General features: G+C 58.5%; 14 protein-coding genes. 8 read left to right on the top strand and 6 right to left on the bottom strand.

Features of this window, described 5'->3' with window-relative positions:
- The first annotated feature begins 2 nt into the window (after positions 1-2).
- Positions 3-806 carry a PspA/IM30 family protein gene (locus tag IC232_RS05365; protein ID WP_190843886.1) on the top strand — a complete coding sequence of 268 codons (804 nt, stop codon included), beginning with the start codon at positions 3-5 and terminating at the stop codon, positions 804-806.
- 117 nt (positions 807-923) lie between these two features.
- On the opposite strand, the gene IC232_RS05360 is transcribed toward IC232_RS05365, so the two are convergent.
- Positions 924-1,760, bottom strand: a complete 837-nt coding sequence (locus IC232_RS05360) for a hypothetical protein (RefSeq protein ID WP_190843885.1) — start codon at positions 1,758-1,760, stop codon at positions 924-926.
- A gap of 1,370 nt (positions 1,761-3,130) precedes the next feature.
- On the bottom strand, positions 3,131-3,508 hold the full coding sequence (locus IC232_RS05355; protein WP_190843884.1) for a hypothetical protein: 378 nt from the start codon (positions 3,506-3,508) through the stop codon (positions 3,131-3,133).
- 73 nt (positions 3,509-3,581) lie between these two features.
- Here IC232_RS05355 and IC232_RS05350 point away from each other — a divergent pair, with 73 nt between their 5' ends.
- The 7 genes from IC232_RS05350 (at position 3,582) to IC232_RS05320 (ending at position 11,747) form a co-directional block, all read left to right on the top strand.
- Positions 3,582-3,929, top strand: a complete 348-nt coding sequence (locus IC232_RS05350) for a hypothetical protein (RefSeq protein ID WP_190843883.1) — start codon at positions 3,582-3,584, stop codon at positions 3,927-3,929.
- A gap of 912 nt (positions 3,930-4,841) precedes the next feature.
- Positions 4,842-5,783 (top strand): Eco57I restriction-modification methylase domain-containing protein, encoded by a 942-nt coding sequence (locus IC232_RS05345; RefSeq protein WP_190843882.1) that lies wholly within the window; start codon positions 4,842-4,844, stop codon positions 5,781-5,783.
- Positions 5,750-6,949: a tyrosine-type recombinase/integrase gene (locus tag IC232_RS05340; RefSeq protein WP_190843881.1), complete on the top strand. Its 1,200-nt coding sequence runs from the start codon at positions 5,750-5,752 to the stop codon at positions 6,947-6,949. Before IC232_RS05345 ends, IC232_RS05340 begins: the two co-directional genes overlap by 34 nt.
- A gap of 118 nt (positions 6,950-7,067) precedes the next feature.
- A complete protein-coding gene (locus IC232_RS05335) occupies positions 7,068-8,945 on the top strand; it encodes a tyrosine-type recombinase/integrase (RefSeq protein WP_190843880.1) in 1,878 nt (625 codons plus the stop codon).
- On the top strand, positions 8,945-10,999 hold the full coding sequence (locus IC232_RS05330) for a hypothetical protein (protein ID WP_190843879.1): 2,055 nt from the start codon (positions 8,945-8,947) through the stop codon (positions 10,997-10,999). The genes IC232_RS05335 and IC232_RS05330 overlap by 1 nt, the downstream gene beginning before the upstream one ends.
- A gap of 20 nt (positions 11,000-11,019) precedes the next feature.
- Positions 11,020-11,487, top strand: a complete 468-nt coding sequence (locus IC232_RS05325; protein ID WP_190843878.1) for a hypothetical protein — start codon at positions 11,020-11,022, stop codon at positions 11,485-11,487.
- An 83-nt stretch (positions 11,488-11,570) separates the two neighbouring features.
- Positions 11,571-11,747, top strand: a complete 177-nt coding sequence (locus IC232_RS05320; RefSeq protein ID WP_190843877.1) for a hypothetical protein — start codon at positions 11,571-11,573, stop codon at positions 11,745-11,747.
- A 92-nt stretch (positions 11,748-11,839) separates the two neighbouring features.
- Here IC232_RS05320 and IC232_RS33050 read toward each other — a convergent pair whose 3' ends face one another.
- The 4 genes from IC232_RS33050 to IC232_RS05300 form a co-directional block, all read right to left on the bottom strand.
- Positions 11,840-13,615: an ABC-three component system protein gene (locus tag IC232_RS33050; RefSeq protein ID WP_190843876.1), complete on the bottom strand. Its 1,776-nt coding sequence runs from the start codon at positions 13,613-13,615 to the stop codon at positions 11,840-11,842.
- On the bottom strand, positions 13,612-13,863 hold the full coding sequence (locus IC232_RS05310; RefSeq protein WP_190843875.1) for an ABC-three component system middle component 6: 252 nt from the start codon (positions 13,861-13,863) through the stop codon (positions 13,612-13,614). The genes IC232_RS33050 and IC232_RS05310 overlap by 4 nt, the downstream gene beginning before the upstream one ends.
- The gene (locus IC232_RS05305; RefSeq protein WP_190843874.1) at positions 13,860-14,795 is read right to left on the bottom strand and encodes an ABC-three component system protein; all 936 of its coding nucleotides are present in this window, start codon (positions 14,793-14,795) and stop codon (positions 13,860-13,862) included. The genes IC232_RS05310 and IC232_RS05305 overlap by 4 nt, the downstream gene beginning before the upstream one ends.
- Positions 14,796-15,105: 310 nt before the next feature.
- On the bottom strand, positions 15,106-15,522 hold the full coding sequence (locus IC232_RS05300) for a MerR family transcriptional regulator (RefSeq protein WP_190843873.1): 417 nt from the start codon (positions 15,520-15,522) through the stop codon (positions 15,106-15,108).
- Positions 15,523-15,578 lie beyond the last annotated feature (56 nt).

Raw genomic sequence — 15,578 nt, 5'->3', positions numbered from 1 at the left:
CGATGACCAAAAAGAAGAACAACACGACTGAGCCGCGCTACACCGTCATTCTCGACAATTGCGGCAACCCTGATCGCGGTCAGGATGCATCCCGCCGTCTCCCTGGCACCGTCCGAAAGGTGGTTGCCGCGGACCACTTCCCGGCCGCCTCAAAAGCCTGCCGCGATTACATCGAGGAGAACGATCTCGGCGGCGGCAACTGGACCGGCGGTGATATCCGCGAGAACGGCAAGGTCGTTGCGAAAGTCTCCTACAATGGGACTGTCTGGCCGCCTGGCGAATTCGCCGTCGGCATGAAGCCACTGTGGCCCGAGCCGAAGGAGGACGCTCCCAAGCCGAAAGATCCTCTCGAATGGGAAACCGCCCAGGTCGACACGCCCTATGGGCCCATTCTGGTCGGCGGATGCTTCCGGATCGGCAACGTAAAGAGTGTCGAGGGCAAGTTTTCGGTCGACGGGCAGCACTATGAGTTTATGACCTATGCGACCTTCGACGAAACCGGGCTCAAGGACATCCAGAGCCACAACCTTCTCAAAAACGGCGTCTATTCAGACACCGTGGCGCCATCGAAGGAGGTCCGGGATGCCATCCGGTCGGCTGTCACAGCGTGGGCGTCGGTTCCGGCCAATATGGCGCTGATCGTCCGGAATGAGATCAAGGACCAAAAGAAATCGGTCCAGCATGTCGAGCGGCAAATCGCTAGCTTTGAGCAGCAAATCGCCAATTCACGCGAACAGCTTGCTGTCCATAAAGCGCAGATCGCGGAGCTTGAGGAAAAGGCCTCTCATCTCGGAACTCGCTCCTAGTCACGAGCAGGGTCTCAGCGGAAAGCTCTACAAGATCTCCGGCGCATTTGAGGTTCCACTTACCCGCTTCTCTGAGACTTCCAAGAATGCTAGGCGAGTGAGCTGAGGCCCACGGCCTCAGTTAAGCGACACGTCCTCGATTTCGCACGAAGCGGTTGAGACCGACGCACCATAAACTTGGTCGAAATCAGAAAAATCGAACGACAATGTCATGGTCTCGCTCTCGCTGTCGTGAGCGTAGAGTGTGTGGGACTCGTCATCCTCCGCGACTTCGGAGCCTGAGAACCCTTGGCGCTTCTTAGTATCGATCGATGCCTCACACTCGACATCTACGTCGATTGAGGACTGCCCCCGGTAGTCAGAGGACACTTCGTACGAGATCAACAGGGCACAGGAACTGTAGCTTCTTCCATCAAATGACTCATCGCAGTCCAGATTGACACTCTCGACTGAGACACAGACCTCAGCCCCCGACTGGCTCTCTGTTTCACAGTCGCCCTTGGCCGCCTGTTGCCTCGCCAATTCAATAAGGCGCGCCATCTGCTCCCTGTGCGCTTTTAGTTCCTGCGCAGTCATCACCCTGCATATGTCTCCTTCACGGGTGAATCCAGACTTACACTGCCAGCCATTTCCAACGGAGTTGAGCTCCGCATTCTGCGGCACCACCACGGGACGACAGTTGTCATCGGTGCGATAGAATCCCCTCCGGCATTGCCAGCTATTGCCGAGAGCATTCAGTTCCGCATTCTGGGGGACCTGTACCGGCTGGCAGCTGCTGTCGGAGCGATAGAAACCTCGTTTGCACTGCCAGTTGTTGCCAAGAGCGCTAAGTTCCGCATTGACCGGAACTTGAACCAAGGAGCAGCTTTCACCCGACCGGAAATAGCCCCTCCGGCACTGCCAGCCATTTCCGAGGGCATTAAGCTCCGCATTTTGCGGGACTTGAACCACCACGCATCTATCGCCAGAGCGGAAATAGCCTCTTCGGCACTGCCAACCGTTTCCTAACGCATTAAGCTCCGCGTTCACGGGCACTTGGACAGGCAAACAGCTGTCACCAGAGCGGTAGAAGCCTCGATTGCACTGCCAGCCGCTACTGAACCGACTAGGTGATGCATTTTGGGGCACGGACTGAGCTACCGCTTCAATCGATGCTAAGCAAAATAGAATGCAGAGACTCCTCAGAAACCAGTGCAGCATTGCCCCCGACCCTTCATTTTAGGGGAACCTATAGCCCTAGCTGCATTCCCCGCAAGACATTGGTGTTGTCAAATTTTTGCGCACCCTTCGACGGCTCCGCGGACCCGCCTGTCATCTGTCCCGGCTCGTAAACATATGAAGGAACGGGTTCGGATGAGGTTATGGAGCGCCGCTTCCCCTGCTGCCCAATCAGGGCGACGTAACAAGCCCTGGTGATATCTGATCACTAACGACATTGAGGCGCTGGTTCTCTAAACGGACCAATTCGACCAACCTCGCCTCTCCAGCATGCCAGTTCTTCGTCCGGGCAGCCTCAATCAGGTCGTGGCAGGGCTTACAGACTGGAACAAGCGGGGACAGGTCTTCTCCAGCCAAAACTCGGGGCCGGTAGTCCCGGTGGTGAACTTGCGTTGCTCGTCGTGGGCAACAGGCACACTTATGGCCTGCCTTCTCAAGAACCTTGCCCCTTATCCTCTTCCAAACGGTCGTTTCTAGATAGGCCTCGTAGTTGATAGCTGGCCGTATCCAATTCACGAATGGGACCAGGAACGCATTTTCGTCCTGCTCGATAAGTCCCATTCGCCATCTCGATTCGGCTGTGAAGCGATCGAGTTCCGGGACGCCCGAATCTCCGGGCAGATAAGGCTTCAACTGATCGTTGGTCGGCGAGGGGTCCGGCGGGATAGGAGTTAGGATGAAGGGTGCCGACGATCTCGGCTTCGACCTATTTGAGTCGTTTGCGGTAGCCTGCTTGAGCGGAACCGGCCGATTGAGGCCTCTCTCAAGCTCCTCCCACCTGCTGTTCCAAATAGCGATTGCTCCAACATGAGCACGATCGCGATCCGCAGCTGTCCTGAAGTGAGGGACCCCGTTTATGTTTCGATGGTGGATGCCAAGTTCCCTTATAGCCGCGCGCAGTGCCCCTTCCCAAACCGTGTCTCGAGGACTGCCGGTTAGATTGCGCTTTGGTTTGCGTGGACGTGGGTGAGCACGGATGGTGAATGCCTCAAACGACGCCTCCACCAAGCACGCCAGCTCCGCACGGACCTCGTCATCCTCCGGCAAATTGCCGAACAAAATACGCTTACTTAAGCTCATTACGCCCCGCGCCTCGCCGAGATCCATCATGGCGACCGACAAGGCGGCCCGCAACCTTCATCATCGTCTATCAGCACGTTCGAACCGAATTGCCACGTTGTCATTGTTATCTTTGAGGACACTGTTCCTTGGCACGGCCGGCTTGCGGCCTCAGCAGACAAAGGAATGACCATGGCTACGAACAAGAAGGACGGTACCCAACCTAGCAGGAGCCGGAAGACATCAGAGAAGTCGGCCTCGAAGTCCGCTTCCCGATCCACCCAGAAGAAGGAAGCTAGCGCTTCCAAGCGGGCGCAGCCCAAGGCAATGGCAAGCTCCCGGTCAGCCACGAAGTCCCAGGCTGTTCCCGCGAAATCCCGTTCTGCCGCAGGATCGCGCACGGCTGCGCGCTCGACCTCGGGCACGTCGCGATCCCGCTCCACAACACAAACCCGCTCCGGATCGCGTTCGCAGTCACAGGGCAGCATGCTGAACCCGATGACATGGCTCTCCAGCCTTGAGACCACGCTCGTTTCCCCGCAGGCCCGGTCGATGATGGCTGAGGCTCTTCGGGCGGTTGCAAATGTGCTTGAGAAGCCGCAGGGAGCCGACCAGAGCCAAGCCGCCGAAACTCAGGAAGGTCGGGACGCTGTCTCGGCTGCAGGAAGCCTGGGGGCCGAAATCATGGCTGCCCCCCTGCAGGTTGCAGCTGCTGCTGTCGGAGCGGCAGGGGAGGTCGTGACGACCGCTCTTGGTGGCTCGTCGGGCGAGGGGCAGAGCCGAAGCAACGGCGGCAAGGGAGGCAGAAAGTCCTCGTCGCGCAAAGCTTCAGACACGAAGTCGTGACATAAAAATGGGCAGCGATGCTGCCCAGATGGTCTTGCCTGCCGTTTAGGCATGAACTATATTGTGCATTGCAGCATAGCGATTGGCGTTGCTTTGCTGCTGCCCTTCTTGGGCGTTTCCTCCCTAAACTTCGGGCCGCTTTCGAGCGGCCTTTTTTCTTGCCGCGAGACTATAGGCTAGTCATTCGCACGCAATAACGAAAAAGTCGTACCCGCCCGCCTCTTGCCTTCACTTAGGAGCCGCCTAGGCGAAGATTGGCGCTCACCACGCTACCTTGGGCAAACGCCGCTTCCATCGATCCCCACGGGGCAATCGATCGACTGCTGCCGCTTTCCGCGTGGATCTCGACAGCCGAAGCGGGATGACCATGCCCGCCTCGACGGCATTTCGACCGCTCTCAACTATGTGCTCCGCCGTCGCAACCGCCCTCTCTTCGAATGCAATCACGGGCGCAACTTTGCGCTTGCGCCGCACGACAGGCGCCTGTGCTGCCCCTGAAGCCTCAGCGAGTTGCTCAGCAGGCTGCTTCGGTAAGCTCTCCAGGATCCTGCGTTCTACCGCGGGGGACTGGTTTCTATTCTCCGAGGATTCCCTGTCAGCAAGACGTGCAACTGACGACGATAGCTTCCGCTTTGGCTCCAGAACAAACCGCTCGAATGACGAAGGTTTGTGAGAGGAAAGCTTGGAGCGTTTTACTTCGAAAGTAAAAGATGGGGATGTTTTCTTCATCTGAGAAACAACCATGTCCCACGTATCGGCCTGAACCGTAGAGGACAATGGATAAGAGATTCTTTCCAAATTGGATCGGGAATTGACCTGACATCTTGAACACAGGTCTTGGGTAAACCCCAGAACTGCATCGGCCAGGCCCGCAGATACATAGCACGGCCCGAAGACGAGGCAACATCCACAATGCTCGATCTCTTTGACGCGGCTGGCGATATGTCTGCCGCTATCGAAGCCCTCCATGCTGCCACCGCGCTCTATACGGCAGAACCCGTGGTCGACGTTCTCCTCGACCGCATCGGATGGCCGGATGCGGATGGCGGTCTCGTCGATCCCAGCGCCGGTGACGGCATGTTCATGGTCCGGGCTCTAAGCCGTCTCGACCTCGCGCCCGATGATTTCCGGGAGGTAGCTCGTGTCCAAGGCTGGGAGCTTCATCCGGGTGCCATGCGATCCGCCCGAGAGCGCGTGCAAGCCCACCTGATCGGCAGCGGATGGTCAATCGCATCCGCACATAAAGCCGCCCAGATGATTGTTCACCACGGGGACTTCCTGACCGGAGGCCCGGCGCCCGGCACCTTCCGGTTCTGTGCAGGCAATCCCCCTTACCTGCGCTACGGGCATCTGCCTGAGGTCCTGAAGGAGCTCTACCGACCGATCCTGCCGGATTTTGCCTGTGGCGACCTTCTGCACGCCTTCCTCGACCGTTGCGTCTACAACATGCCGGCGGACGGAATCATTGGCTTCGTCACCAGTGACCGGATCTGGGTGAACGACACGGCGGCCAACCTCCGCAAGCAGCTCGGGCACAAGGTCGGCATCGACCACATCTCCCGGCTCAATCCGAGCTCCAGCTTCTACATGCCGAAAACCCGTTATAGACCAGCATCGATTGCAGGATTTAACGCTGTCCTACAGGCAAGCTTAGCAATTACTGTTACCAGGAGTTTATTAGCCTTAACGACGTCGGACCGGGCTGCCGAAAGCTGCCCAGAGCATCAAACATGGCATTCCTCTTTCGCCGCGACCGAGTTTCTTTGGTCGACGCTGGCTTTCAGTCTCTCGCGCACGTCCCGTTTATCCTCAATGGAGACATGTCCTATGCAGATGAGGTCAACCGCTTCCTAAGAGAACGGGCTCTGCTCGATTGGCATCCAAATAATCGCTACGGCGAGCCTTCATCTCCTGTTCGCGCACCTAGCGAAAATACGATGTGGGCCATCGGGTGCGACCTGGAAAACTTTCTAACTTATACAGAGATCAACAACCTCGACTGGCGCACTATAGACTACCAAGGGATTCTTCAGACATATCAGGCCGATCAGTTGAACGGGTCCTGGAGCGAGCGCGGCGAGTCGTTGGCGGCGAGCACTATCAATCGCCGTGTCGGTTATGTCTGTGAGTTCCTGTCTTGGGCCAAGGAACGCTGCCTGCGCCCGGATTTTGTTGTGAAGGGGAGTAGCTCCACGATCCGCGACCGCTCGGGCACGGCTACCACTAATCGTTCCTATGAGGTCCGTAGTCGTGCAGGACGAGTGCGCGAACGAATAGAGCGGCTTCGGATCCCTACCGCTGCAGAAATTGGCGCTTGGCTTGCAGAAGTTGAAGTTAGACGAGGTAAGACCAAAGCGCTCGCCTGCAAGACAATCCTTGAAACTGGTATGCGATTAGAAGAGGTGTCGTTGCTGCGTGCTTCACAAGTCCCGGAGCCAGAAACAGTGCTGCCTGGCTATCCGGCCCGTATGGATATTTGCTTCGGCACCAAGGGCTCACGCCAAGTTGGTGATCCGGACAAGAAGGGCAAGCCGCGGACGCTCCGATTCGGGGTCGGCTTTCTCCATGCTCTCGACGACTACAGACGCTTACGCAGAGCAAAGGCACTAGCGGCGTTCCGGCGTAACAACCCGGGCAAGCGTCCCTCAGACATCTTATTCCTGTCCGAGAGTACGGGCGAGCCTCTAACCAAGAAAATGATCTACGACGCTTGGACGCGCACAGAGACGCAGCCTTTCCCCGGATGGAGCCCACACGCGGGACGTCATGCATTTGCCTGTCTGCTGCTCCTCCGTTTGATCCACGAGGAGGGAGAGCGTATCGGGCAGTCAGCCGCCACTTTGCCGCGCTCGGTCATGATCACCCAGGCCACTGATCTCGTTCAAATGTACGTTCGCCCCGTTCTTGGTCACGTCAGCGAGCAGACTACCGCCCGTTATCTTGAGTGGGTCACTGACCATTTCATGGTAGCGGAGCATCGCGCCGCCTGGGCTCATTATCTTGAGGGCAATGATGCCTAAGTTAATAGCTAAACGTTTACCTCAAAGGCAAACTGCCTCGTCCCACGTCGTCCATATCCAGTTCGACACCAACCCTCTGGTTTGGCGAGTCCCAGCCCAGCACCGTAGACCCTCGTATATGGTCGATCTAACACTCTTCGCCAAAGGCGACGAGAGGCTTGGACTTCCTGCAGTGGCGGTGCTCATCGGACAATTCGCCCAGGTGCTTCGCGCCTTATCGCTCGATAAGTCGAAGACGACCGTGATAGGCTATGTCTCCGCGCTGCGCGTTTTCTGGCGCTTCATTGCGACCCTTGAGGCTAGAGGTCACCCTCCCGTCGCGGACATCACCTCAATCACTCCCGAACTCGGCCAACTATACAAGCTCCACTTACTCAATGATCTCAAGTTGCGGAGCTACGGCAGACAACACCTTCAGATCGTCGCTCGCCTTGTGGAACTCACACGTGACCGGCTTGGAATTGTCCCTAATCGCCTTATCTGGCCGACGATCCAGGACCCGCACGGTGCGACTCACAAGGATATTGAGCCAGCGGCGATCAGGACGTTATACAAGGCCGCTAAGGGGGTCCTGCGGCGCTTTGCCTCCGCTTATTCCGAAGGGCAGCGCCTCGTTCTGCTTGGGACGGATCCGCGCCCCCATCGCGGCCGCACCCAAGTGTGGGCTGCGTGCGAGAATATCGCTTGGCTAACCCGCCACTACCTCGATGTGCTGCTCGACGATTCGGGTCGGCGTAGTACCGACGCCCTTTTGGACAAACGTTTCCGCAGCACCGATCGAAATCCGATCTTTCCTGCCGCCTATCCCGACGGCACCCTATTCGATCGCTTCCGCTGGTTTGTTCCAACCGCCGAGGACACAACGGCCTGCATTGTCCTTGTACTGCTGCACACTGGATGGAATGTCGAGACAGTGATGAACCTCGACATTTCCGGCGACGATTGGCATCAGCATCGTCTTAGCTCCGAAGCTGGCGAGACAGTAGCGATCTTCTCACAGAAGAGCCGCAGCAGCAGGGAGCAGGTGGCTTTCAGCCTCACCCGGCCGGAATTCCATCCCTTCCGCGTCATTAAGGATATGACCGAACGCACTGAGCCATTGCGTCAGAGGCTCCGTCGCCAGCTGGCCGCCCTGGAAAACCAGGATGCGGCACCCCACCGCCAAGACGAGATCATTCGGCTCCGCCGAGCGATTTCTTCGCCTTGGCTCTTTTTGTCAAAGAATGCCCGGTCTGGCGGCCGAATCGGCGCGATGGCCATAAGTACAAACACGTTCGCCGAGTGCTTTCGCTCCTTGCTCAGTTCGGCTGGGATCGAACAGACCATGTCTCCTTCCGACCTGCGCGACGGCTTCACGAGCTTTCTGTACGGCAATAGCCTCTACAACGTGCTCTTGATCAAGCGCGCCCTCGGCCACGGCGATTTGAACGCCACCAAGCATTATCTGCGACAGCGAAAGATGCTGGCCCAACGGTTTGCTGACTATACGGCGTGGTCGGAAGCTTTATTCGACGAGATCAGGCGCTTCCAGATTGTCGACCCAACAATCCTTTACATCCGCGCCCGCTTCGGCGACATCACCGAAGAGCAGCGGCAGCGCCTAGCCGACCACCGCCTCCGCACACGCATGGGCATGGGTTGCTTGGATCCCGAACATCCGTCAGCAGCCATCGCACCGATGCACGTCGGAGGGCTCTGTGCAGTGCAGCGGTGCATCCTTTGCCGCCATGGTGTCATCTTCCCAGATTCTTTCAAACCGCTGGCGCAACGCCTAGCGGAACTCCGTGTCATCCGGGGGCACACCCCATTGGATAGGTGGGAAGGGTCCTCCTTCCAAGCGGAGTGGATCGCTATAGACGCAACTGTGGACCGAGTGTTCCCAGGCCGGCGCGACGAACTTAAGGGGCTCGTCGACGCTCATACAGAACGATTGCTCCGCGGAGATGCCTACCTGTTCGACCAAATTGGCATCGGCGAAATCTCAGGAGCGGCTTAATGACGATGGTCGCGCCTGGCGCCCATCGTGCCTCCCTAGCTCGGATAGGCGCCTTCAATACCTTATGGACGGCGAAATGGGAGGAGATCCAGCACGTGGAGATCATCCCAGGCTTCACGATGGATGCCGATGCCATCGAGCTCCCAGCCGACTGGGTCTCGACCAAGCGCCAGCGTAAGAAGGGTTACAGAACCCTCAACCTGCGGAGCGCACTCACCGTAGCGCTCGACCACGATACTGTTCGTGCGGAGCATCTCTTCCGGCGGATCAAACGCCTTGCGGCGATCCTGCTGGTGACACCGATCGCCTTTGAAACCACAATCCGCCAGCCGTCTGCTCCCCAGACCTGGATTGAAGACTGCCGCATCCTCCTGCGGACAGTGGTGTGGATCGTGTTGCACAAGGGGATATCTCGGGAGCCGAGCTCATGCCCAGACGGACATTCCATCTTCCGCGGTCTCAGCAGGAATGATCTGAACCAGATGAGGCAGGCCGAAGGATTGGCAGGCTTCTTCTCGCATACGGCACCAAAACTGGCGGCGCTCGCCCGCATGGGGGTCATAGACGATTGGCCAGACCTCGACCTTGGTGCCAAAGGGGAGCCCCGACGCCGGGACGCCGCTTTGCCGGCGACAGCCTTTGCCGCCAAGATCAGATGGCAGCCATTCCCTGACGATTTCGTTGCGCTCATCGGGAAGACGTCGGTTTGGCTCATTGAGGAACTGGGGCCGTCGCTCCTCGACAGTCTGGAGACCATCCTGGCGGTGCCATCGCAAAGGCAGGATGGAGCGCCACTCAGCAACGTTGCCCTCAAGCATCGACGGTGCGCCGCCTTAAGGCAGTGGACTGCCGACAACTTCCAGCGCCCACAGCATCTCCCGATCAAGTTCCGGGTCACGACGCGTGCCCAATCCGGCGCTACCTTCCTCCTGAACTCGTGGCCGCCGCCGGCTTGGAGGGCATTGCGCCGGATGGCAATGCACTTACAGACGGCTCATCTCGTGATCGTTGCCTTGGCGACTGCGGCCCGCGATAGCGAGCTCATGCACCTGCAGCGAGACTGCCTACGAACGGTCTCCTCCCAGGACCTTCTGCTCGGCCACACGTTCAAGCTTTCCGATCAGCCCGACGGCGAGGCTCGAAACTGGCCACTGCCGCGGATTGCCGTTTCAGCCATCCGTCAGCAGCAGCGGCTGGCGGACATCTTGTCGCCTGGGCGGCGATCACTGTGGCTTTCGTTCAACAGCCACGACGGCTCCGACCAGTTCCCGGACTTGGCCGTCTTTGGGTACGTCCTGCAATCGTTCGTGAAGGGCGTGATTGTAGACGGTCAGGCGCTTAATGACTGGAGTGATGGCAACGTCCACCCTCATCGGTTTCGCAAGACGGTCGCTCGCCTAGCTGCGCTCTCGATGGTCGGCGCAACTCCGATCTTGTTCGATATTCTCGGCCATCGCGACCCCGAGATGACTCTGAATTACATCTTGAGCGACCCCGGTCTCCAGGACGAGATCCGCAAAATTGCGTCGGAAGCCAACATCGTGCTGTCTCAGGAGGTCATTGAGCGATCCAGTGAGAACGGCGGTTGGGCCGCGCCTTTGGTGCAGGATCTTCGACTACGGGTTGCAGCGCGATCCGGCGAGGTTGAACTCGGCGTGGACGTTTTAGCCGAGGCTGCCGAAATCCTTTCGATGAACGGTCAGGTCACAATGGTCAAACCTGGCGTCCTATGCACCAAGTCTCTGGGGCAGCATGGCCCCTGCACCAAGAAAGCCGGCCTTCCCGATGTCGGCAACTGCTCAACAGACTGCCAGCACCGACTTGAGCATGCGGCTGCCATTGACGATTGCACTAAGGCAATTGAGCGCATCCTCATCGAGATGCCGCCGCCAGAGAACACTATGATGAGGGGGTGGTGGCAGACACAGCTTGCTGGGCAATTGCAACGGTTCCCGCAGATCCGCCAGCGCTACCTCGCTGAGGAACGTGTTCAAATCGCCCTTGCTGGGATGGATGCGGCCACCATGAACAATCTTACGAGTGCCCTCAAGTAAGCTTTTCAGGAGAACGTCGCGTGACCACCAGGATCCAGTCGCTAGTTGCCTATCAAGCCAACCAGAAGCAGAACACAATTGGTGCCATCGAGGCAGCAAAGCGGGCAATCGAAAATGAGTTCGTGGAACACGGATACTATCCACACAATGGCGGTCGCCTCAGTAAGCTCGAGGTCTTATGCCGCGCAGGGGTCTCACCACAGACGCTTAAGAATGCAACTCACAAAGAGACGTCCGAAGCACTGGATCGCTGGCTCTGCCGCATCAAAAAGACAGCACCGACCCTAAAGCCCCAAGCACAGGACGCCAAGGTAAACAAAATTAAGGCTCTAGAAACGCAGTTAGCGAAAGTTGTCACCCATTATGATCTCTTCAAGCTGGAGTACAACGAGCTGCTGCGGCGCTATGAAGACTTAGAGACAGAAAATGCTGCCCTCAAGCGGCAACTTGCCAAGGACAGCAGCGTAATGGTTTTCAGGACAACGTGACGAGAAAAACAATATTTCTTGCGTGAGGGAAGATTTGTCCTGACCAGCTTCCACCGCACCTGTTTGCGGAGGCCCATCGTCAGATGAACGCCGCCTACAAGGACGCAGTCACTCTCATTCAGCACCGCCTGCAAGCGATCAGCCAACTCGCTACATACCTAATGATGCACCTTGCTGCACCTGATCCGGTCATTCGCACGACCATTCGCGACAACTCAAACCTGCCCACAACAGTCGCCGGGAGCAACACGCAGCACTGATCCAGCCAATTCAGTGAAGTTGGTTAGGACTAATTTTGGAGCGTTGCTCTTGGCTCCGCCTTAGACACACGCAACAAACCCGGTCTGCAGCCCTAATCGAACCTAAACCCAAACAGTCCTCCGGTCTCGTCGTCAGTTAGCCGGACAGGAAGGATCGCCTCGGCGACTTCGGGCTCGTTCTGGAGCCCGGTGCGGCCGAAATCGTCGCTGTTCATCGTAACAATGTACTGGCCGCGCTGGCGCTCGGCGACTCGCATCCCAAACATGATGGCCGCATGGACCTGTCTAGCGTCGACACCGTCGAATAGGTGGCTGTCGTGGATCACGAATCCCGGTCCTCCAAAGCGCTCTGAGACCAGCTCAAAAAGCATCATGTCGAAGCAGAAGATCTTCATCATGTCGATGCCACCCTGGTTGCCGCCTCCCTGGATCGCGATGCCGATCTGAGGGCCGTTCTTGGATGATGTAATGATGAGGTTACCCGTTCGGTCGTCGTAGAGCTCGCCGATAGCGTGATCGACCTTGACCGTCGCGTCCTTGATGGCGTTCTCGTTCCGCTTGTGGTCCTCCTGCAGCGAGAGCTCGAGGTCGGCGCTCTCCCGCTTCTGCTGGGCCAAGTTGTTCTCGAGGATGTTGGCGTTCTGGAGCTTTGTCCGCAGCGTCTCGGCACGGCTCGTCAACACGGCAAGGTCCTCGCGCATGTGTACGAGGTCCTCGAACGCGCCCTTGCCATCGAGGATCTTCAGGAGCCCAGACTTCTTCTCATCCGCGGCGGCAAGTTCAGTCTCCAGTCGACTCTGGGTCTCCCGAGCTTCCGTCACCTGCCGCTCGAGATGGAGCCGCCTGTTGTCGATGACCGATTGCTGGAACTGTCTGACTTCGTCGAACCGTCGAAGCGCAAGCGTCGGCAACTCGACGCCAGCCGCCTCGTACAGTTTCTCGACTGCAGTATAGGCCGGCGACTTCTCCCCTTGGACCGAGCGGGAGAGATACGCGATCGTCTCCTTGGTCGATGCCAGCTCGAAGGTGATCTCCGACATGCGGTCCTTCAGGTGCGCGACCTGATCGGCGAGTTCGCGATAGCTTTCTAGAACGCGAAAGTTGTCGATCTGGACCTTGAGACGGGCGATGCGTTCCTCGGTGCGGGCCAGCTCCGGGCGGATCTCGGCCGAGGTGCCGAACATCGCGCCGAACTCGCCGCCCTTGATGGCTTGCCGCAACGATGCGAGCGTCTTCTTGCGCGAACGGAGGTCCTGGATTGCTTGAGGTACGTCCCACCCAAGGCCGAGCAGGTAAGACAGGTTTACCTGCCAATCCCACGGCTGCTGGTATTCGTTCTGCTTCTCGATGGTGACATACCCGCCCGACTTACGACGGCGTACCAGATAGCTGACGAGGGAGCGGAACGTAGGTGTGAAGCCTCCTTCGAATGCCGTACCCTTGCGCTCCAACGGCAGGCCGAACCACACGTGCCCGAGGAAATCTCTCCACTCCTCCACGGTGACGTAGGCGATCCCATTGGCTTCGTCGCGGCGCAGACCGATCGCGAGCGCCCGCGCGTCCTCGGGCGAGAGGAGAACCTTCCTCTCGTCAGCTCCGCCGCGGGTGACGGTGATCGGAACGCCCTTGATCCTAAAGACCCCCGTGAACGTGTGCCGGACGAGTTCAGGCTTCTTAAACAGCGAGTTCTTGTCTGCTTCGCCGCCCAGCAGGAAATGCACGATCTCGATCAGGCTCGTCTTGCCGGCGCTGTTGCGCGTCTGCCTGTCGGTCGACTCCGAGGTGACATCGGCCAGCAAGACGTTCAGCCCGGGCCGGAAGACAAGGGACTTGAACGTCGGGATGGAGCTGGAGATCGAGACGATCACACCTGCCTCCTGACCGGCCTGATCCGGTCGTTCTGGAAGTCGATGGCGGACATTGCGTAGAGGAGGGTCATGGCGAGAATAAACCAGTCGTAGGGCAGAGACGACGCATTCTCGCGGCTGGCTCGGAGGGTTTGGACCTTCTCCCATATCTCCGAGACAGTCGCGGGCCTGTCAAGAACCGATAGGATGTCGCCGCCGACCGAAATCAAGGCTCGGTCCGGCCGGATGTGCTTGCCGGGCAGGATCATGCCGCGACCTTAGAGGGATCGTCCTCGAAGATGGTGCACTTTTCGAAGAGGTGGGCCAGGAGGCTCCAGACGGCCACCTCCCGCGGGGTCGTGCCGCGCTGTCCTCCCAAAGCGAAGTCGTAAAGGCCGTCCATGATCTCCCCAGGCCTCAAGCCCTGGGTCTTCAGCTCCAGGTATTTGGCCTTGAACACCCCTGCGATGGTGCCGTCCAACGTGGGATCCGCGTAGTTGAGCAGGTACTCGGCGACCCGGCTGGCGTTCTGAAAGCCCTGCTTGATCCTTCCCCGGTAGATGTCAGGCAGCTGGTTGAAGTCAAGCTTGGCGGCAGGCACCTCCACCGGAACGTCGTCGCGAACGACGCCGTCAGCGACCCGCTGCATGACGTTGTCGATCACCGACTGGACCTCAGGGATCTGCATGCAGCGGAAGTCCTCGTCCGTTGCGGCATTCCCAAGCAGCTCCTCGATATCCGCCATGTCGAACCCGAGGATGATGTTCTCGAACTGCTCCTGGCCGAACTGCTTCACCTTGTGGCCGTTAGCTGCATCCAGCTTGAGGATCTCCTGGGTGATCTGGGGCGGGCAGCCGCCAATGAAGTTGGAGACAAAGATCCACTCCTTCAGGCCCGGCCAGTTTTCGACTGCCCCGTCGTGATCCTCTGTCACCTTGGCTACTGCCTTCGCCAAACCCTGCGCCGTCAGCCCCTGGCCGCCATTGGTGGGGCCGTAGCAGGCGAAGATCGTCAGCGGATCTAAGAGAAGACCGTCGCACTTCAGATCACCTTGGGAGTAATGAGCGGTGGCACGAACGAAGTTGTCCCCGTGCCGCTTGCTCATCACGTCTCCAAGGAACTCTTGGAGCATGTCACCACGGCACCGGCGCAGCTTAAGCTCCAGGGCATTGGAGAACGCGCGCCGCTTGATAGACGTCATTCCGATCTGCATAGCTCGCCTTTGATGTCTTGTTTGGCTTGGCCAAGCGCAGACCGCCTGTTACCGCGCCCCCGAACAGTTGCTTCCATTTTACCACTCTGCCCGGAAAGTTATATACGGAACAGCACAGCTGTCCTCATAGAGGGTTTGAAATACTCAGGTAATATGGAGCCAGTGTTCTCAAACCAGGATCCAGAGGCTGGCAGGTGCCTTCAGGCCGCTCGAAATCAGTCGGCCTGTACACCGCTCGAGACGCCGGCCATGGTCCCGCTTGCGGCGGAGCAGACGGGGTTAGGGAACAGCAGGAGCCTTAATGTTGATGATGTTGGCATTGGCCGTGATCGGCCAAGACCTCGATAATCCGGCACTCGGAGACCCGCCGGTTATCACAGGCGACCATTGTCTCAAGTTCGTCGCGTAGGGCAGTCAGGCGGGCGATCTTGTCATTGATCTCGTCGAGATGGGCCTTTGTGATCTCATGGGCCTCGCCGCAGCACCGATTGGGATCATCCGCCAGACCCAGAAGTTGCCGTATGGCATCAACCTCGAAACCGAGCTCGCGGGCATGGCGGATGAAGTTGAGGCGGCGCACCTCGGCTGGGCCGTAGCGCCGCTGCTGGCCTTCGGTTCTGACCGGCGAAGGGAGGAGGCCGATCTGCTCGTAGTACCGGATCGTCGGGATCTTCACCCCGGTTCGCCGCGAAAGGTCGCCAATCGCCAAATTCATCAAAAAACCTCTTGAACCTCTAACCGCTAGAGGTTGTAGCGTGCCCGACAGATAGG

It is taken from the genome of Microvirga sp., from assembly GCF_014699075.1.
Classification (GTDB): Bacteria; Pseudomonadota; Alphaproteobacteria; order Rhizobiales; family Beijerinckiaceae; genus Microvirga.
Note: the sequence above shows the minus strand (reverse complement) of the source record. Positions and strands in the feature narration are given on the sequence as shown.

Excerpts from the sequence above, each read along its gene's own strand:
- IC232_RS05365 (WP_190843886.1), top strand. The coding sequence starts at position 3 with ATGACCAAAAAGAAGAACAACACGACTGAGCCGCGCTACACCGTCATT.
- IC232_RS05350 (WP_190843883.1), top strand. The coding sequence starts at position 3,582 with ATGACATGGCTCTCCAGCCTTGAGACCACGCTCGTTTCCCCGCAGGCC.
- IC232_RS05345 (WP_190843882.1), top strand. The coding sequence starts at position 4,842 with ATGCTCGATCTCTTTGACGCGGCTGGCGATATGTCTGCCGCTATCGAA.
- IC232_RS05340 (WP_190843881.1), top strand. The coding sequence starts at position 5,750 with ATGTCCTATGCAGATGAGGTCAACCGCTTCCTAAGAGAACGGGCTCTG.
- IC232_RS05335 (WP_190843880.1), top strand. The coding sequence starts at position 7,068 with ATGGTCGATCTAACACTCTTCGCCAAAGGCGACGAGAGGCTTGGACTT.
- IC232_RS05330 (WP_190843879.1), top strand. The coding sequence starts at position 8,945 with ATGACGATGGTCGCGCCTGGCGCCCATCGTGCCTCCCTAGCTCGGATA.
- IC232_RS05320 (WP_190843877.1), top strand. The coding sequence starts at position 11,571 with ATGAACGCCGCCTACAAGGACGCAGTCACTCTCATTCAGCACCGCCTG.
- IC232_RS05310 (WP_190843875.1), bottom strand. The coding sequence starts at position 13,863 with ATGATCCTGCCCGGCAAGCACATCCGGCCGGACCGAGCCTTGATTTCG.
- IC232_RS05305 (WP_190843874.1), bottom strand. The coding sequence starts at position 14,795 with ATGACGTCTATCAAGCGGCGCGCGTTCTCCAATGCCCTGGAGCTTAAG.
- IC232_RS05300 (WP_190843873.1), bottom strand. The coding sequence starts at position 15,522 with ATGAATTTGGCGATTGGCGACCTTTCGCGGCGAACCGGGGTGAAGATC.